The 15,018-nt window shown below is 60.7% G+C and carries 18 protein-coding genes; 12 read left to right on the top strand and 6 right to left on the bottom strand.

What is annotated here, in order from left to right:
• Positions 1 to 477 precede the first annotated feature (477 nt).
• Positions 478 to 957 (top strand): plasmid mobilization relaxosome protein MobC, encoded by a 480-nt coding sequence (locus tag JOF47_RS19085; RefSeq protein WP_210001909.1) that lies wholly within the window; start codon positions 478 to 480, stop codon positions 955 to 957.
• On the top strand, positions 954 to 1,700 hold the full coding sequence (locus JOF47_RS19080) for a relaxase/mobilization nuclease domain-containing protein (RefSeq protein WP_210001908.1): 747 nt from the start codon (positions 954 to 956) through the stop codon (positions 1,698 to 1,700). The genes JOF47_RS19085 and JOF47_RS19080 overlap by 4 nt, the downstream gene beginning before the upstream one ends.
• An 11-nt stretch (positions 1,701 to 1,711) precedes the next feature.
• Here JOF47_RS19080 and JOF47_RS22070 read toward each other — a convergent pair whose 3' ends face one another.
• Positions 1,712 to 2,689 carry a restriction endonuclease gene (locus JOF47_RS22070; RefSeq protein ID WP_245357045.1) on the bottom strand — a complete coding sequence of 326 codons (978 nt, stop codon included), beginning with the start codon at positions 2,687 to 2,689 and terminating at the stop codon, positions 1,712 to 1,714.
• Between the two features lie 146 nt (positions 2,690 to 2,835).
• On the opposite strand from JOF47_RS22070, the gene JOF47_RS19070 reads away from it, so the two are divergent.
• From JOF47_RS19070 to JOF47_RS19055, 4 genes are all read left to right on the top strand, one after another.
• Positions 2,836 to 3,216 carry a hypothetical protein gene (locus JOF47_RS19070; protein WP_210001906.1) on the top strand — a complete coding sequence of 127 codons (381 nt, stop codon included), beginning with the start codon at positions 2,836 to 2,838 and terminating at the stop codon, positions 3,214 to 3,216.
• Between the two features lie 958 nt (positions 3,217 to 4,174).
• Positions 4,175 to 4,837 carry a recombinase family protein gene (locus JOF47_RS22395; RefSeq protein WP_210001904.1) on the top strand — a complete coding sequence of 221 codons (663 nt, stop codon included), beginning with the start codon at positions 4,175 to 4,177 and terminating at the stop codon, positions 4,835 to 4,837.
• Positions 4,838 to 4,919: 82 nt separating this feature from the next.
• Positions 4,920 to 5,156, top strand: a complete 237-nt coding sequence (locus JOF47_RS19060; RefSeq protein ID WP_210001902.1) for a hypothetical protein — start codon at positions 4,920 to 4,922, stop codon at positions 5,154 to 5,156.
• Between the two features lie 221 nt (positions 5,157 to 5,377).
• The gene (locus JOF47_RS19055; protein ID WP_210001901.1) at positions 5,378 to 5,665 is read left to right on the top strand and encodes a hypothetical protein; all 288 of its coding nucleotides are present in this window, start codon (positions 5,378 to 5,380) and stop codon (positions 5,663 to 5,665) included.
• A 201-nt stretch (positions 5,666 to 5,866) separates the two neighbouring features.
• Here the strand turns inward: JOF47_RS19055 and JOF47_RS19050 are convergent, their stop codons facing one another.
• Together JOF47_RS19050 and JOF47_RS19045 are read right to left on the bottom strand one after the other, a co-directional pair.
• Positions 5,867 to 6,379, bottom strand: a complete 513-nt coding sequence (locus JOF47_RS19050) for a helix-turn-helix transcriptional regulator (protein ID WP_210001899.1) — start codon at positions 6,377 to 6,379, stop codon at positions 5,867 to 5,869.
• A 734-nt stretch (positions 6,380 to 7,113) separates the two neighbouring features.
• Complete coding sequence (locus JOF47_RS19045) at positions 7,114 to 7,506, bottom strand: hypothetical protein (protein WP_210001898.1); 393 nt, start codon at positions 7,504 to 7,506, stop codon at positions 7,114 to 7,116.
• Positions 7,507 to 7,988: 482 nt separating this feature from the next.
• Here JOF47_RS19045 and JOF47_RS19040 point away from each other — a divergent pair, with 482 nt between their 5' ends.
• Positions 7,989 to 8,468, top strand: coding sequence for a plasmid mobilization relaxosome protein MobC (locus tag JOF47_RS19040; RefSeq protein ID WP_210001909.1), 480 nt, complete (start codon positions 7,989 to 7,991; stop codon positions 8,466 to 8,468).
• On the top strand, positions 8,465 to 9,211 hold the full coding sequence (locus JOF47_RS19035) for a relaxase/mobilization nuclease domain-containing protein (protein WP_210001908.1): 747 nt from the start codon (positions 8,465 to 8,467) through the stop codon (positions 9,209 to 9,211). Before JOF47_RS19040 ends, JOF47_RS19035 begins: the two co-directional genes overlap by 4 nt.
• Positions 9,212 to 9,222: 11 nt before the next feature.
• Here JOF47_RS19035 and JOF47_RS22055 read toward each other — a convergent pair whose 3' ends face one another.
• The gene (locus JOF47_RS22055) at positions 9,223 to 10,200 is read right to left on the bottom strand and encodes a restriction endonuclease (RefSeq protein ID WP_245357045.1); all 978 of its coding nucleotides are present in this window, start codon (positions 10,198 to 10,200) and stop codon (positions 9,223 to 9,225) included.
• 146 nt (positions 10,201 to 10,346) lie between these two features.
• On the opposite strand from JOF47_RS22055, the gene JOF47_RS19025 reads away from it, so the two are divergent.
• From JOF47_RS19025 to JOF47_RS19010, 4 genes are all read left to right on the top strand, one after another.
• Complete coding sequence (locus JOF47_RS19025) at positions 10,347 to 10,727, top strand: hypothetical protein (protein WP_210001906.1); 381 nt, start codon at positions 10,347 to 10,349, stop codon at positions 10,725 to 10,727.
• A gap of 958 nt (positions 10,728 to 11,685) precedes the next feature.
• Entirely contained in the window at positions 11,686 to 12,348 is a 663-nt protein-coding gene (locus JOF47_RS22390) for a recombinase family protein (protein WP_210001904.1), read from the top strand.
• Positions 12,349 to 12,430: 82 nt separating this feature from the next.
• Positions 12,431 to 12,667: a hypothetical protein gene (locus JOF47_RS19015; protein WP_210001902.1), complete on the top strand. Its 237-nt coding sequence runs from the start codon at positions 12,431 to 12,433 to the stop codon at positions 12,665 to 12,667.
• A gap of 221 nt (positions 12,668 to 12,888) precedes the next feature.
• Complete coding sequence (locus JOF47_RS19010; protein ID WP_210001901.1) at positions 12,889 to 13,176, top strand: hypothetical protein; 288 nt, start codon at positions 12,889 to 12,891, stop codon at positions 13,174 to 13,176.
• A 201-nt stretch (positions 13,177 to 13,377) separates the two neighbouring features.
• On the opposite strand, the gene JOF47_RS19005 is transcribed toward JOF47_RS19010, so the two are convergent.
• Entirely contained in the window at positions 13,378 to 13,890 is a 513-nt protein-coding gene (locus JOF47_RS19005) for a helix-turn-helix transcriptional regulator (protein WP_210001899.1), read from the bottom strand.
• Positions 13,891 to 14,624: 734 nt separating this feature from the next.
• A partial coding sequence (locus JOF47_RS19000; protein WP_210001898.1) for a hypothetical protein occupies positions 14,625 to 15,018 on the bottom strand: 394 nt, incomplete at its 5' end.

Here is a 15,018-nt window from a genome sequence, read left to right as displayed (position 1 = left end):
TCCCCCGGGTTTGTTTGTATATCGGCTGTGATTCTACCCGCGGGGCAAGATCCGGCCCGCTTCGCTGGGCTGTGTGGCGTCGTGATCACAACAGGTTCCGAAGCCCTGTTTTTGACGTGGTCTCAATGACGTACCCCCGAATACCTGGGGCGTGTGGGTGGCGTAGGGGGCACGCTTCGCAGTGCCCCCTGGATCAACCTCCGCTGCGCTGCGGTTGATGGGCCGGCCCCGCTCCCTCCGCGTGTTCACTTGGGGTCGTCGGTCCCGTGTCCGGCCCCCTGTCCGGCCCCCTGTCCCAGAGCGCGCTGGTTCTCCTTCGTCGGACGCCCTGGGACAGATGCAAGGTATGATTCCCCGTAACGGAAAACTGTCGTACCGCTCGTTCCTCGCTGACAGTTTTCGTTCCGGCTCATCGCCCCTTGCTCCTGCGGAGGGCTTGTTTTCGACCGCGGGGCGGTCTCGCAAAGGATGGTTCGCATGGCGTTGTTTTCCCGGAAAAGCCCGGCACCGAGTACCCCGGTGAGTCCGTGGGTTCTGGCCGGGGAAGCTCTAAAGGCCAAACAAGAGGCGGAGGCCGCGGATGCTGCAGCAGCGCGTCCAGTGTTCGAGCCACGCAAGGCGGGCCGGCCGACGGTTGAGAACCCGCGCACGCGTCGGGTGTCGATGTCGTTGACCGAGGAAGAGCACGCGGCCTTGATTGCGGCAGCTGGGGATCGATCGGTTTCGGCCTGGGCGAGAGGCGAGATTCTAGCCCAGCTAGATGTTAGTGATTCAAATCACATTGGCGCTGCGGGTGAGATAGCGAAGCTGCGCGCGGATCTGGGGCGGGTGGGGTCGAACCTGAACCAGTTGGTGCGTGCCGTGAATTCCGGGCACGCCCCGTCCAGTCCCGAGTTGCTGGAGGCCGTGCAGGCGACCCGCGAGGAACTGGCCCGCGTGCGCGGTGAGCTGCCGTGATCGCGAAAATCACCCGGGGGAACAACCCCGGGGACATCGGCGCCTACCTGCACGGGCCGGGCAACGCGAACGAGCACGCCTACGAGTTCGGCGGATCCAAGCAGTCGGGCGGCATCGTGATTGCCTCCAATGTCGGCATGGAGGGCCACACCGACCCGTCCCAGTGGGCCGGGGAGTTGCGCAAGGCGCTCAACACCCGCCGGGAGATCAAGAACCCCGTCTGGCATGTTTCGCTGCGCAACACCGCACAGGATAGGACGTTGTCGGATGCGACGTGGGCCGACATGGGGCAGTCGTTTGCCGAGGACATGGGCTTTGCGGATCATCCGTGGGTGATGGTGCGCCACGGTCATGACCACGTGCACCTGGTGGTCTCCCGGGTCAACGATCTGGGCGAGGTCTGGCATGCCAGGAACGACCGCCGCGCGGCACAGAGCGCCTGCACGAAGCTTGAGCGCGAACACAAGCTGGTGGAGGCTCCCCGGCGACGGAACCAGCCGAAACTAGCGGTCAGCGCCGAGCGGGAAGAATTCAAGGGCAAGGCCCGGACACTGGGTTCACACCGGGCCGTGAAAGAGCGTGAGCAGCGTGAATTGGACGAACAGAGAGCCAAGATTCAGAAGATGCGGGAGGCGAGTTTCCCGAACCCACCCACGACCCGTGGACCTGCCAAGGGGATCACTCCTGTGGCGCGTCCGTACACACCGCCGCAGCTTGGACGCGATGAAGGATACGAACGATAGCCAGAATTTATCTAGTGTTCCAGAACGCTGGCAAGGCCTTCACGTATAGCCGTGCGGCTTGCTTTTGTTACACCGTGAAGCGTTCCGCGTTCAGGATTGTAAACAAAGAGCAAAGCGCCGGCTTGGCGACCAAATTCTTCGGCGTCTCTCGTATAACCGTTGAGTGAAAAGAACACCGGGGACTTGCCGAGGTTGTATGCGACACCAACAATCGCACGCACGTAGAGGGGTCCCACTGGCATTGCATGATGCTTTACCTCAGCAACAAACCGGTTCGAAACCACATCAATGCCGCCATCTCGTGTTGCTTGGGAGACCACGGCATCTTCCTCACCGAGGTATCGCATCCATCTGGCAGCCAGTGCTTCGGCTTCCTGGTGCGTGCAGTCGAAGACTGGTTGCGGCCGCCGCATGGCCTCCTCACGCTCAAGCGCAGCTTCGCGTTCCATCGATTCTTGGAGTTCACGCGCTTGAATCCGTGCAATTTCCTCGGCTTTTTGTGCGCGCTTGGCGCCGTTCAATCGCGCGTTCACGGCTACAGCTGCGTCGTTGAATTGCATAGTGACAGCCAGACGTGTCTGTCGAACCTTCTGCCATGTGTAGTGCGGAATGCTTTTGCGCGCGGCAGTTTTTTTCGCGGAGGAGAATACGGCCCACCACAACAGAGACCACAGCAATGCACAGAGGATCGACAAAGTTGGATCTGCGCCGAAGCTAGATCCAAACCATAACAACAGAAAAAGAAACAGGATCACCAAGAGGCCGCATAACCAGACATCTTTGATCCATGTCGGAGGGAGATACACAGGTGGGCAGGGCTTGCGCTGAGGCCATGTTGTATCACGGTACTGGAGCGCTGCGTCGTTGGAGCCGTCTGCGTTTTCCATCCCTGCCCGCCAACGGCCAAAGACAAATTCTTCAGCGGCTTTGTTTACCGCGTCGTATTCGGCTTCCCAGCCCACTGACTCACCCCATGAAGTTTCATTCAATTGATCTTCCCAACTTACCCAGGAAGGAAGACAGTTCTTTAGGTCTCAATGTTTTCGAACAAGATATGTCTTTCGGCGGCGGTATTTTGTCCGCACCATCGATTGTCGATTATGTTACATTTGTAACTTAATGTTACAGTTTGCCCATGACAGTAATTTCCGACATCAAGGACGCCCGCTTGGCCGCTCAGTCCGCCAACCTTCGCCTCGAGGAGAGCATCCTCCGCGCATACGAACACCGCGTGAAAGTCACAGAGATCGCGCAAGCCTCCGGGTTCTCGCGCATGCAAGTGAACCGCATCATTAATAAATGTGGGGCGACACTGCGCCTCCCCCCACCTGATCGCCGCGGCCTCTACACCGATAGCGTCGGACGTATGGAAAAGGCGAAGCCCCATTGGCTGGTCGCGAGCGTTGGCTCAGGGGCGGTTCGCGGATGGTATTTCCGTGAGGAGGACGCAGTGAACGCGAAGGAGGAAGGACAGTATCATCGCCCCGTGAACCATTCAGAGCGGGGCTGGGAGTGAGTTCATAAAGGGAACGCTTCACCCGACGACCACGCGCGCCTCGAAAGTCCCTTCGTGCCCTGATGGAACAATGTTGCCAGCGTCAAATAGAAACAGCGGGGGAAACCATGAAAGACGAGCAATTCCATTACGGGCGGAGCCGCGACTCGGTTGACCCGCTCCCCCCTGCCAACAAAGGTGGGGGCGGAGGCTCTCGGCTAGTCATAACAGCCTCGCTCCTCATGCTCGTTTTGCTGGTCTGGTCGGGGATTAGTTCAACACTCGACACAGACGCACCCTCCAAAGCGGCTGCCACCTCTCCGCAATCTAACGCCAAGGCCTTTGCGGCCGCCCCCACTAAAACAACACCCCCGGCAACAAAAACAAACGAGGAACTCAGTCGCGACTACACAACCAATAGCTACAGGGCGTACGGGCTCACGCCGCCTTCCGAATTAGATCTCAAGAGCATCGCCGTCCAAATCTGTAGCGACATTCGCACGGGAGGCGAAGGGAGCTATTTTCACACCACGTATGGCAAGCCCGGCAGCAAATCTGCCGGTACTGCTGCAAGCCTCAATTACGCCTATGCGACCGTAACCGAATGCAACTTGACCAGTACGTTCTGGGAAGGAAATAGCGCCCGAGCGCGCCTAAGGACCGCCACTTACCAAGCGCCTAAGTTCATCATTCCCGAAGGTGACTCCACGGCACCCAGCCGCCCCGCAGCGCCAAGCCGATCCACAACGGGCTACAGGGTTCGATGCATGGACGGCACACACTCCAACGCAGGGGGAAAGCAAGGTGCTTGCTCCTGGCACGGCGGCGTAGACAGGTAGTACGACCCCGCAGAGTGGGGGTGCCCGTGTGGGACGCGGGTCGTGTCTGTCAGCGAGTAAGAGTGCGTAAGGCCAAAGAAAATCCCCAGCTTATCGAGATTTGATTTATACCAAACGTCCCTTTGGTATAAATTCGGAACGTGAACCCGACCAGGACAGCCATCGTTTATGCCCGAGTGTCCACCGAGGAACAGGCCCGCAAGGGGGCCAGCCTTGATGCCCAGGTGGTGCTCCTGAGCCATGTCGCGCAGCTTCGGGGCTGGAACGCGGTGGTCATGCAGGAGCAGGCCTCCGGCAAGTCCATGTCCCGCAAGGCGCGTCCGGTATTGAACGAGGCGCTGGACATGCTCACCGCTGGCGCGGCCCACTACCTGCTGGCCATTCGGATCGACCGCATCAGCCGCAACGTCGAAGACTTCGCCGGGCTCATGGGCAGGTCGCGGCGCGAGGGCTGGGCCATGGTGCTGAGCGAGATGGATCTGGACACCACCACGTCGCAGGGTGAGTTCATGGCCAATGTCCAGGTGTCGGTCGCGCAGTATGAACGGCGGCTGATCGGTGACCGAACCCGCGAGGGGCTGGCGCAGCGGAAGCGCGAGGGCGTGAAGCTGGGCCGCCGCACGGAGCTGCCCGTTGCGGTGGTGAAGCGGATCAAGGCCGAACGCCGCGACGGCGCCACGTATACGGCGATCGCCAACGGGCTGACCGAGGACGGGACGCCGACGGCGCAGGGTGGCGCGCGGTGGTATCCGGCAACCGTGAAGAAGATCCTGGAGTCCGAGGTCTGGGCCAACGTTTCCTAGCTGGCCATGGAGTCGGGCCTGACGGCCCGGCCCACCCGTCGGCGCACGATGACAAGATGAACCGACCAACGAAGGGCACGACGTGACCACCCGAGCATCAGAGATTTATGACCAGCTCCGCACCCTGCGGTTCCAGCTGGAGCAGCTGGCAGACCACGGCCGCATCGTCATGGCCACGGACAGCCTGAACCAGACCTACCCGGCATCAGCCCCCGCGATCGCGTCGGCGCTCGAAGGACTCGACCAGGCAATCGACGCGACATGCTGGATGGAAACCGTGGCCACCGTCGATGGAACCTATCCCGAGCTGAAGGACTAGACAGGAAACGCAAGGCCCCCGATTCAAGACCACGAGTCGGGGGCTTCCTCACGCCCGGGGCACGGGCTTAGACCACGGAAGTGCTGTATAGCGACCAATGGCAAATTCTGTCATCTGCCCAGCGGTAATCTGAATGTCACCACCGATAACGGGGGAAACACCAATGGTTTCCGGTTGGACGTCCAACCGGAAAATGCGAAACCAACCCAACAGGAGAATTCATGAACGGCACAACACCAATCGGGCTACCCCCGAGGCGCGGCGTCCGAAAGGGCAACTACGACTGGGACGGCAAGGCCCGACTTGCCCAGGAAACCCCGGGCGTTGCGGTGCTCGCCGGCGAAGGCGTACCGGAATCGCTGAGCAAGAGCGTCCGCACCTACCGCACTCCCCCGTTCATCCAGGCCGATGGGCGCATTGTCGTCAACCTCCGCAACTCCGTTGTCAATGAGGAAGGCGTACGCCACGGCGACATTTACCTCACCTGGGTTCCCGAAGAATCCAAGTAACGCCAAGCGAAGGGCAACTCGACGGCGGCAAACGAAAACCAGATCATGGGGCCGGCTAACTGTAGCCGGCCCCTTTTCGTGTCCGTTTCCGAGCCCCGGCCCATCTTCACCACGGCCACGCGGCGCTATGACCGGGCACGGGGAGAGCCCCGGAGCCTTTGACGGTTGCACGGCGCTGGCGCGCCGCCTAACGCCCGCAAATCACCGACGACGACCGAAGGTTAGCCATCGGCGAGCACCGCTGGGAGAGGATTGCTCAGGGTCGCTCACGGCACCATCCTGGGCACGGTCACTGGGCACGCTCAGAGCTTGCTCAGCGGGTTGCTCAGGCCTGGTTCCCTCGATCATCCGCAAGGCCATGCGGAGGTCTTCCGCGCGCTCATGGGCGAATGCCGCAAGCCTTTCCAGTCCGGCGCTGCGTTCGCGTTCAACGGCAAGCTGTTGTTCCAGTTCGGCAATGCGCTGGGCATGGTTGCTCATGGGTTGTTCAGCAGGTTGCTCAGTGGACACGTTCACCGGATTGTCTGGGCTGCTCTTGACCATGCTCACCCCGGCGGCGAGTAGATCCTCGACCGGGAACCGCCACGCACCCGAGCTGTCCTTGTAGGCGTTGGGAAGTCGTCCGTTCTCCAGGTGCCTGCGAAGGGTCGACCTGCTGGCGTTGGTTCGTTCGACAGCTTCCGAGAGTCGCCATGCGGGGCGTTGTCCATCCATGCTTCCAAGGTACGGGGAACGATTCGAGCCCCAGGCCCAAGTCAGAGTGACACGCCGGTTAAAGGCCGATAGCCGAGACCCTGGCAGGTACTCGGCTATCGTGATGTTCGTCAAAAACAACTTAATAGAAAGTGTATCCCGACTCCTGGCAGAGTGCGCGATACCCGTCCACGGCATGTCGAAGCCGAGTCAGGATGAATGACCACCGGCTTGTCCCCGGGTGTAGTGAGACCAAAGGATTTCCCGAGAGGGATTGAACGCGTATCAAGGCAGACTCGGAGCGCTAGAAAATCCAGCGGGGTAAGAGCGTTTGCGGCTCCCCCGGTTCACCCCTCACATCCCAGTCCTGGCGCAGGCGAGTAATACCCGTAGCGCGTTCTAGGAAACCTCGACCGGCTCCGTCCGAATCAGATCCTCAGTCCCCCTCAGTGAATCCTTCCGCGCCATCAGTGCGCCCCGATTCACTGGGGGGGTCCATCGTTTCCTGACCCCACCATCCGAATGCCACGGCCGGTGCGTTGCGTCAATACCTAACCGAAGCGTTGGGGGCAGGGAACAGCAGGGGGAGACAGCCTGAGCGAAGCGAAGTCCTTTACCGAAGACTTGAGTACAGACCTGCCTCCTCAAGTTCCAGAGGCTCCGTCCTCGCTCGCCCGACTGCACCCAGCTTGGTTCCGTTGGTTCCCGGGCTAACACGATGACGGCTAACCCGGGAACCTGGTGATTCGCTAGGGCTACTTGCAGAATCCGTTGGTACGGATTGTCTTCAACAGCTGCTTTGCTTCGGCGTCGGAAACTGACTCGACGCCGAGACCCTCAAAGCGGGCCTTGACCGATCTAACCAAGCTGGCTTCCGGGGACTCATCCAAGATGCTTGTGCACTGGTTCCGTGCGTTGTCCACGGTCTTCCGGTTGATGAACGCCGGGTTGATCTTCTTGATGTCGTCCAGCAGTTTTGCTTCCTGCTCAGCGGTGGGCTTGGGAATGCTGGTGCCAGCAGCGGCAGCAACTTCGCCCACGGTGGATGCTGATGGCGTGGCCGCAGCCTCAGGCTCTGCACTTCCACCGCAAGCGGTCGCTGTCAGCAGCAGAACGGACATCAGGACAGGCATGGCAAACTTCTTCATTTTCTTCCCCCGGGTTTGTTTGTATATCGGCTGTGATTCTACCCGCGGGGCAAGATCCGGCCCGCTTCGCTGGGCTGTGTGGCGTCGTGATCACAACAGGTTCCGAAGCCCTGTTTTTGACGTGGTCTCAATGACGTACCCCCGAATACCTGGGGCGTGTGGGTGGCGTAGGGGGCACGCTTCGCAGTGCCCCCTGGATCAACCTCCGCTGCGCTGCGGTTGATGGGCCGGCCCCGCTCCCTCCGCGTGTTCACTTGGGGTCGTCGGTCCCGTGTCCGGCCCCCTGTCCGGCCCCCTGTCCCAGAGCGCGCTGGTTCTCCTTCGTCGGACGCCCTGGGACAGATGCAAGGTATGATTCCCCGTAACGGAAAACTGTCGTACCGCTCGTTCCTCGCTGACAGTTTTCGTTCCGGCTCATCGCCCCTTGCTCCTGCGGAGGGCTTGTTTTCGACCGCGGGGCGGTCTCGCAAAGGATGGTTCGCATGGCGTTGTTTTCCCGGAAAAGCCCGGCACCGAGTACCCCGGTGAGTCCGTGGGTTCTGGCCGGGGAAGCTCTAAAGGCCAAACAAGAGGCGGAGGCCGCGGATGCTGCAGCAGCGCGTCCAGTGTTCGAGCCACGCAAGGCGGGCCGGCCGACGGTTGAGAACCCGCGCACGCGTCGGGTGTCGATGTCGTTGACCGAGGAAGAGCACGCGGCCTTGATTGCGGCAGCTGGGGATCGATCGGTTTCGGCCTGGGCGAGAGGCGAGATTCTAGCCCAGCTAGATGTTAGTGATTCAAATCACATTGGCGCTGCGGGTGAGATAGCGAAGCTGCGCGCGGATCTGGGGCGGGTGGGGTCGAACCTGAACCAGTTGGTGCGTGCCGTGAATTCCGGGCACGCCCCGTCCAGTCCCGAGTTGCTGGAGGCCGTGCAGGCGACCCGCGAGGAACTGGCCCGCGTGCGCGGTGAGCTGCCGTGATCGCGAAAATCACCCGGGGGAACAACCCCGGGGACATCGGCGCCTACCTGCACGGGCCGGGCAACGCGAACGAGCACGCCTACGAGTTCGGCGGATCCAAGCAGTCGGGCGGCATCGTGATTGCCTCCAATGTCGGCATGGAGGGCCACACCGACCCGTCCCAGTGGGCCGGGGAGTTGCGCAAGGCGCTCAACACCCGCCGGGAGATCAAGAACCCCGTCTGGCATGTTTCGCTGCGCAACACCGCACAGGATAGGACGTTGTCGGATGCGACGTGGGCCGACATGGGGCAGTCGTTTGCCGAGGACATGGGCTTTGCGGATCATCCGTGGGTGATGGTGCGCCACGGTCATGACCACGTGCACCTGGTGGTCTCCCGGGTCAACGATCTGGGCGAGGTCTGGCATGCCAGGAACGACCGCCGCGCGGCACAGAGCGCCTGCACGAAGCTTGAGCGCGAACACAAGCTGGTGGAGGCTCCCCGGCGACGGAACCAGCCGAAACTAGCGGTCAGCGCCGAGCGGGAAGAATTCAAGGGCAAGGCCCGGACACTGGGTTCACACCGGGCCGTGAAAGAGCGTGAGCAGCGTGAATTGGACGAACAGAGAGCCAAGATTCAGAAGATGCGGGAGGCGAGTTTCCCGAACCCACCCACGACCCGTGGACCTGCCAAGGGGATCACTCCTGTGGCGCGTCCGTACACACCGCCGCAGCTTGGACGCGATGAAGGATACGAACGATAGCCAGAATTTATCTAGTGTTCCAGAACGCTGGCAAGGCCTTCACGTATAGCCGTGCGGCTTGCTTTTGTTACACCGTGAAGCGTTCCGCGTTCAGGATTGTAAACAAAGAGCAAAGCGCCGGCTTGGCGACCAAATTCTTCGGCGTCTCTCGTATAACCGTTGAGTGAAAAGAACACCGGGGACTTGCCGAGGTTGTATGCGACACCAACAATCGCACGCACGTAGAGGGGTCCCACTGGCATTGCATGATGCTTTACCTCAGCAACAAACCGGTTCGAAACCACATCAATGCCGCCATCTCGTGTTGCTTGGGAGACCACGGCATCTTCCTCACCGAGGTATCGCATCCATCTGGCAGCCAGTGCTTCGGCTTCCTGGTGCGTGCAGTCGAAGACTGGTTGCGGCCGCCGCATGGCCTCCTCACGCTCAAGCGCAGCTTCGCGTTCCATCGATTCTTGGAGTTCACGCGCTTGAATCCGTGCAATTTCCTCGGCTTTTTGTGCGCGCTTGGCGCCGTTCAATCGCGCGTTCACGGCTACAGCTGCGTCGTTGAATTGCATAGTGACAGCCAGACGTGTCTGTCGAACCTTCTGCCATGTGTAGTGCGGAATGCTTTTGCGCGCGGCAGTTTTTTTCGCGGAGGAGAATACGGCCCACCACAACAGAGACCACAGCAATGCACAGAGGATCGACAAAGTTGGATCTGCGCCGAAGCTAGATCCAAACCATAACAACAGAAAAAGAAACAGGATCACCAAGAGGCCGCATAACCAGACATCTTTGATCCATGTCGGAGGGAGATACACAGGTGGGCAGGGCTTGCGCTGAGGCCATGTTGTATCACGGTACTGGAGCGCTGCGTCGTTGGAGCCGTCTGCGTTTTCCATCCCTGCCCGCCAACGGCCAAAGACAAATTCTTCAGCGGCTTTGTTTACCGCGTCGTATTCGGCTTCCCAGCCCACTGACTCACCCCATGAAGTTTCATTCAATTGATCTTCCCAACTTACCCAGGAAGGAAGACAGTTCTTTAGGTCTCAATGTTTTCGAACAAGATATGTCTTTCGGCGGCGGTATTTTGTCCGCACCATCGATTGTCGATTATGTTACATTTGTAACTTAATGTTACAGTTTGCCCATGACAGTAATTTCCGACATCAAGGACGCCCGCTTGGCCGCTCAGTCCGCCAACCTTCGCCTCGAGGAGAGCATCCTCCGCGCATACGAACACCGCGTGAAAGTCACAGAGATCGCGCAAGCCTCCGGGTTCTCGCGCATGCAAGTGAACCGCATCATTAATAAATGTGGGGCGACACTGCGCCTCCCCCCACCTGATCGCCGCGGCCTCTACACCGATAGCGTCGGACGTATGGAAAAGGCGAAGCCCCATTGGCTGGTCGCGAGCGTTGGCTCAGGGGCGGTTCGCGGATGGTATTTCCGTGAGGAGGACGCAGTGAACGCGAAGGAGGAAGGACAGTATCATCGCCCCGTGAACCATTCAGAGCGGGGCTGGGAGTGAGTTCATAAAGGGAACGCTTCACCCGACGACCACGCGCGCCTCGAAAGTCCCTTCGTGCCCTGATGGAACAATGTTGCCAGCGTCAAATAGAAACAGCGGGGGAAACCATGAAAGACGAGCAATTCCATTACGGGCGGAGCCGCGACTCGGTTGACCCGCTCCCCCCTGCCAACAAAGGTGGGGGCGGAGGCTCTCGGCTAGTCATAACAGCCTCGCTCCTCATGCTCGTTTTGCTGGTCTGGTCGGGGATTAGTTCAACACTCGACACAGACGCACCCTCCAAAGCGGCTGCCACCTCTCCGCAATCTAACGCCAAGGCCTTTGCGGCCGCCCCCACTAAAACAACACCCCCGGCAACAAAAACAAACGAGGAACTCAGTCGCGACTACACAACCAATAGCTACAGGGCGTACGGGCTCACGCCGCCTTCCGAATTAGATCTCAAGAGCATCGCCGTCCAAATCTGTAGCGACATTCGCACGGGAGGCGAAGGGAGCTATTTTCACACCACGTATGGCAAGCCCGGCAGCAAATCTGCCGGTACTGCTGCAAGCCTCAATTACGCCTATGCGACCGTAACCGAATGCAACTTGACCAGTACGTTCTGGGAAGGAAATAGCGCCCGAGCGCGCCTAAGGACCGCCACTTACCAAGCGCCTAAGTTCATCATTCCCGAAGGTGACTCCACGGCACCCAGCCGCCCCGCAGCGCCAAGCCGATCCACAACGGGCTACAGGGTTCGATGCATGGACGGCACACACTCCAACGCAGGGGGAAAGCAAGGTGCTTGCTCCTGGCACGGCGGCGTAGACAGGTAGTACGACCCCGCAGAGTGGGGGTGCCCGTGTGGGACGCGGGTCGTGTCTGTCAGCGAGTAAGAGTGCGTAAGGCCAAAGAAAATCCCCAGCTTATCGAGATTTGATTTATACCAAACGTCCCTTTGGTATAAATTCGGAACGTGAACCCGACCAGGACAGCCATCGTTTATGCCCGAGTGTCCACCGAGGAACAGGCCCGCAAGGGGGCCAGCCTTGATGCCCAGGTGGTGCTCCTGAGCCATGTCGCGCAGCTTCGGGGCTGGAACGCGGTGGTCATGCAGGAGCAGGCCTCCGGCAAGTCCATGTCCCGCAAGGCGCGTCCGGTATTGAACGAGGCGCTGGACATGCTCACCGCTGGCGCGGCCCACTACCTGCTGGCCATTCGGATCGACCGCATCAGCCGCAACGTCGAAGACTTCGCCGGGCTCATGGGCAGGTCGCGGCGCGAGGGCTGGGCCATGGTGCTGAGCGAGATGGATCTGGACACCACCACGTCGCAGGGTGAGTTCATGGCCAATGTCCAGGTGTCGGTCGCGCAGTATGAACGGCGGCTGATCGGTGACCGAACCCGCGAGGGGCTGGCGCAGCGGAAGCGCGAGGGCGTGAAGCTGGGCCGCCGCACGGAGCTGCCCGTTGCGGTGGTGAAGCGGATCAAGGCCGAACGCCGCGACGGCGCCACGTATACGGCGATCGCCAACGGGCTGACCGAGGACGGGACGCCGACGGCGCAGGGTGGCGCGCGGTGGTATCCGGCAACCGTGAAGAAGATCCTGGAGTCCGAGGTCTGGGCCAACGTTTCCTAGCTGGCCATGGAGTCGGGCCTGACGGCCCGGCCCACCCGTCGGCGCACGATGACAAGATGAACCGACCAACGAAGGGCACGACGTGACCACCCGAGCATCAGAGATTTATGACCAGCTCCGCACCCTGCGGTTCCAGCTGGAGCAGCTGGCAGACCACGGCCGCATCGTCATGGCCACGGACAGCCTGAACCAGACCTACCCGGCATCAGCCCCCGCGATCGCGTCGGCGCTCGAAGGACTCGACCAGGCAATCGACGCGACATGCTGGATGGAAACCGTGGCCACCGTCGATGGAACCTATCCCGAGCTGAAGGACTAGACAGGAAACGCAAGGCCCCCGATTCAAGACCACGAGTCGGGGGCTTCCTCACGCCCGGGGCACGGGCTTAGACCACGGAAGTGCTGTATAGCGACCAATGGCAAATTCTGTCATCTGCCCAGCGGTAATCTGAATGTCACCACCGATAACGGGGGAAACACCAATGGTTTCCGGTTGGACGTCCAACCGGAAAATGCGAAACCAACCCAACAGGAGAATTCATGAACGGCACAACACCAATCGGGCTACCCCCGAGGCGCGGCGTCCGAAAGGGCAACTACGACTGGGACGGCAAGGCCCGACTTGCCCAGGAAACCCCGGGCGTTGCGGTGCTCGCCGGCGAAGGCGTACCGGAATCGCTGAGCAAGAGCGTCCGCACCTACCGCACTCCCCCGTTCATCCAGGCCGATGGGCGCATTGTCGTCAACCTCCGCAACTCCGTTGTCAATGAGGAAGGCGTACGCCACGGCGACATTTACCTCACCTGGGTTCCCGAAGAATCCAAGTAACGCCAAGCGAAGGGCAACTCGACGGCGGCAAACGAAAACCAGATCATGGGGCCGGCTAACTGTAGCCGGCCCCTTTTCGTGTCCGTTTCCGAGCCCCGGCCCATCTTCACCACGGCCACGCGGCGCTATGACCGGGCACGGGGAGAGCCCCGGAGCCTTTGACGGTTGCACGGCGCTGGCGCGCCGCCTAACGCCCGCAAATCACCGACGACGACCGAAGGTTAGCCATCGGCGAGCACCGCTGGGAGAGGATTGCTCAGGGTCGCTCACGGCACCATCCTGGGCACGGTCACTGGGCACGCTCAGAGCTTGCTCAGCGGGTTGCTCAGGCCTGGTTCCCTCGATCATCCGCAAGGCCATGCGGAGGTCTTCCGCGCGCTCATGGGCGAATGCCGCAAGCCTTTCCAGTCCGGCGCTGCGTTCGCGTTCAACGGCAAGCTGTTGTTCCAGTTCGGCAATGCGCTGGGCATGGTTGCTCATGGGTTGTTCAGCAGGTTGCTCAGTGGACACGTTCACCGGATTGTCTGGGCTGCTCTTGACCATGCTCACCCCGGCGGCGAGTAGATCCTCGACCGGGAACCGCCACGCACCCGAGCTGTCCTTGTAGGCGTTGGGAAGTCGTCCGTTCTCCAGGTGCCTGCGAAGGGTCGACCTGCTGGCGTTGGTTCGTTCGACAGCTTCCGAGAGTCGCCATGCGGGGCGTTGTCCATCCATGCTTCCAAGGTACGGGGAACGATTCGAGCCCCAGGCCCAAGTCAGAGTGACACGCCGGTTAAAGGCCGATAGCCGAGACCCTGGCAGGTACTCGGCTATCGTGATGTTCGTCAAAAACAACTTAATAGAAAGTGTATCCCGACTCCTGGCAGAGTGCGCGATACCCGTCCACGGCATGTCGAAGCCGAGTCAGGATGAATGACCACCGGCTTGTCCCCGGGTGTAGTGAGACCAAAGGATTTCCCGAGAGGGATTGAACGCGTATCAAGGCAGACTCGGAGCGCTAGAAAATCCAGCGGGGTAAGAGCGTTTGCGGCTCCCCCGGTTCACCCCTCACATCCCAGTCCTGGCGCAGGCGAGTAATACCCGTAGCGCGTTCTAGGAAACCTCGACCGGCTCCGTCCGAATCAGATCCTCAGTCCCCCTCAGTGAATCCTTCCGCGCCATCAGTGCGCCCCGATTCACTGGGGGGGTCCATCGTTTCCTGACCCCACCATCCGAATGCCACGGCCGGTGCGTTGCGTCAATACCTAACCGAAGCGTTGGGGGCAGGGAACAGCAGGGGGAGACAGCCTGAGCGAAGCGAAGTCCTTTACCGAAGACTTGAGTACAGACCTGCCTCCTCAAGTTCCAGAGGCTCCGTCCTCGCTCGCCCGACTGCACCCAGCTTGGTTCCGTTGGTTCCCGGGCTAACACGATGACGGCTAACCCGGGAACCTGGTGATTCGCTAGGGCTACTTGCAGAATCCGTTGGTACGGATTGTCTTCAACAGCTGCTTTGCTTCGGCGTCGGAAACTGACTCGACGCCGAGACCCTCAAAGCGGGCCTTGACCGATCTAACCAAGCTGGCTTCCGGGGACTCATCCAAGATGCTTGTGCACTGGTTCCGTGCGTTGTCCACGGTCTTCCGGTTGATGAACGCCGGGTTGATCTTCTTGATGTCGTCCAGCAGTTTTGCTTCCTGCTCAGCGGTGGGCTTGGGAATGCTGGTGCCAGCAGCGGCAGCAACTTCGCCCACGGTGGATGCTGATGGCGTGGCCGCAGCCTCAGGCTCTGCACTTCCACCGCAAGCGGTCGCTGTCAGCAGCAGAACGGACATCAGGACAGGCATGGCAAACTTCTTCATT

The sequence above is a fragment of the Paeniglutamicibacter kerguelensis genome (genome assembly GCF_017876535.1).
Taxonomy (GTDB): domain Bacteria; phylum Actinomycetota; class Actinomycetes; order Actinomycetales; family Micrococcaceae; genus Paeniglutamicibacter; species Paeniglutamicibacter kerguelensis.
The sequence above is the reverse complement of the archived record's forward strand: the minus strand, read 5'-3'. Positions and strand labels throughout refer to the sequence as shown.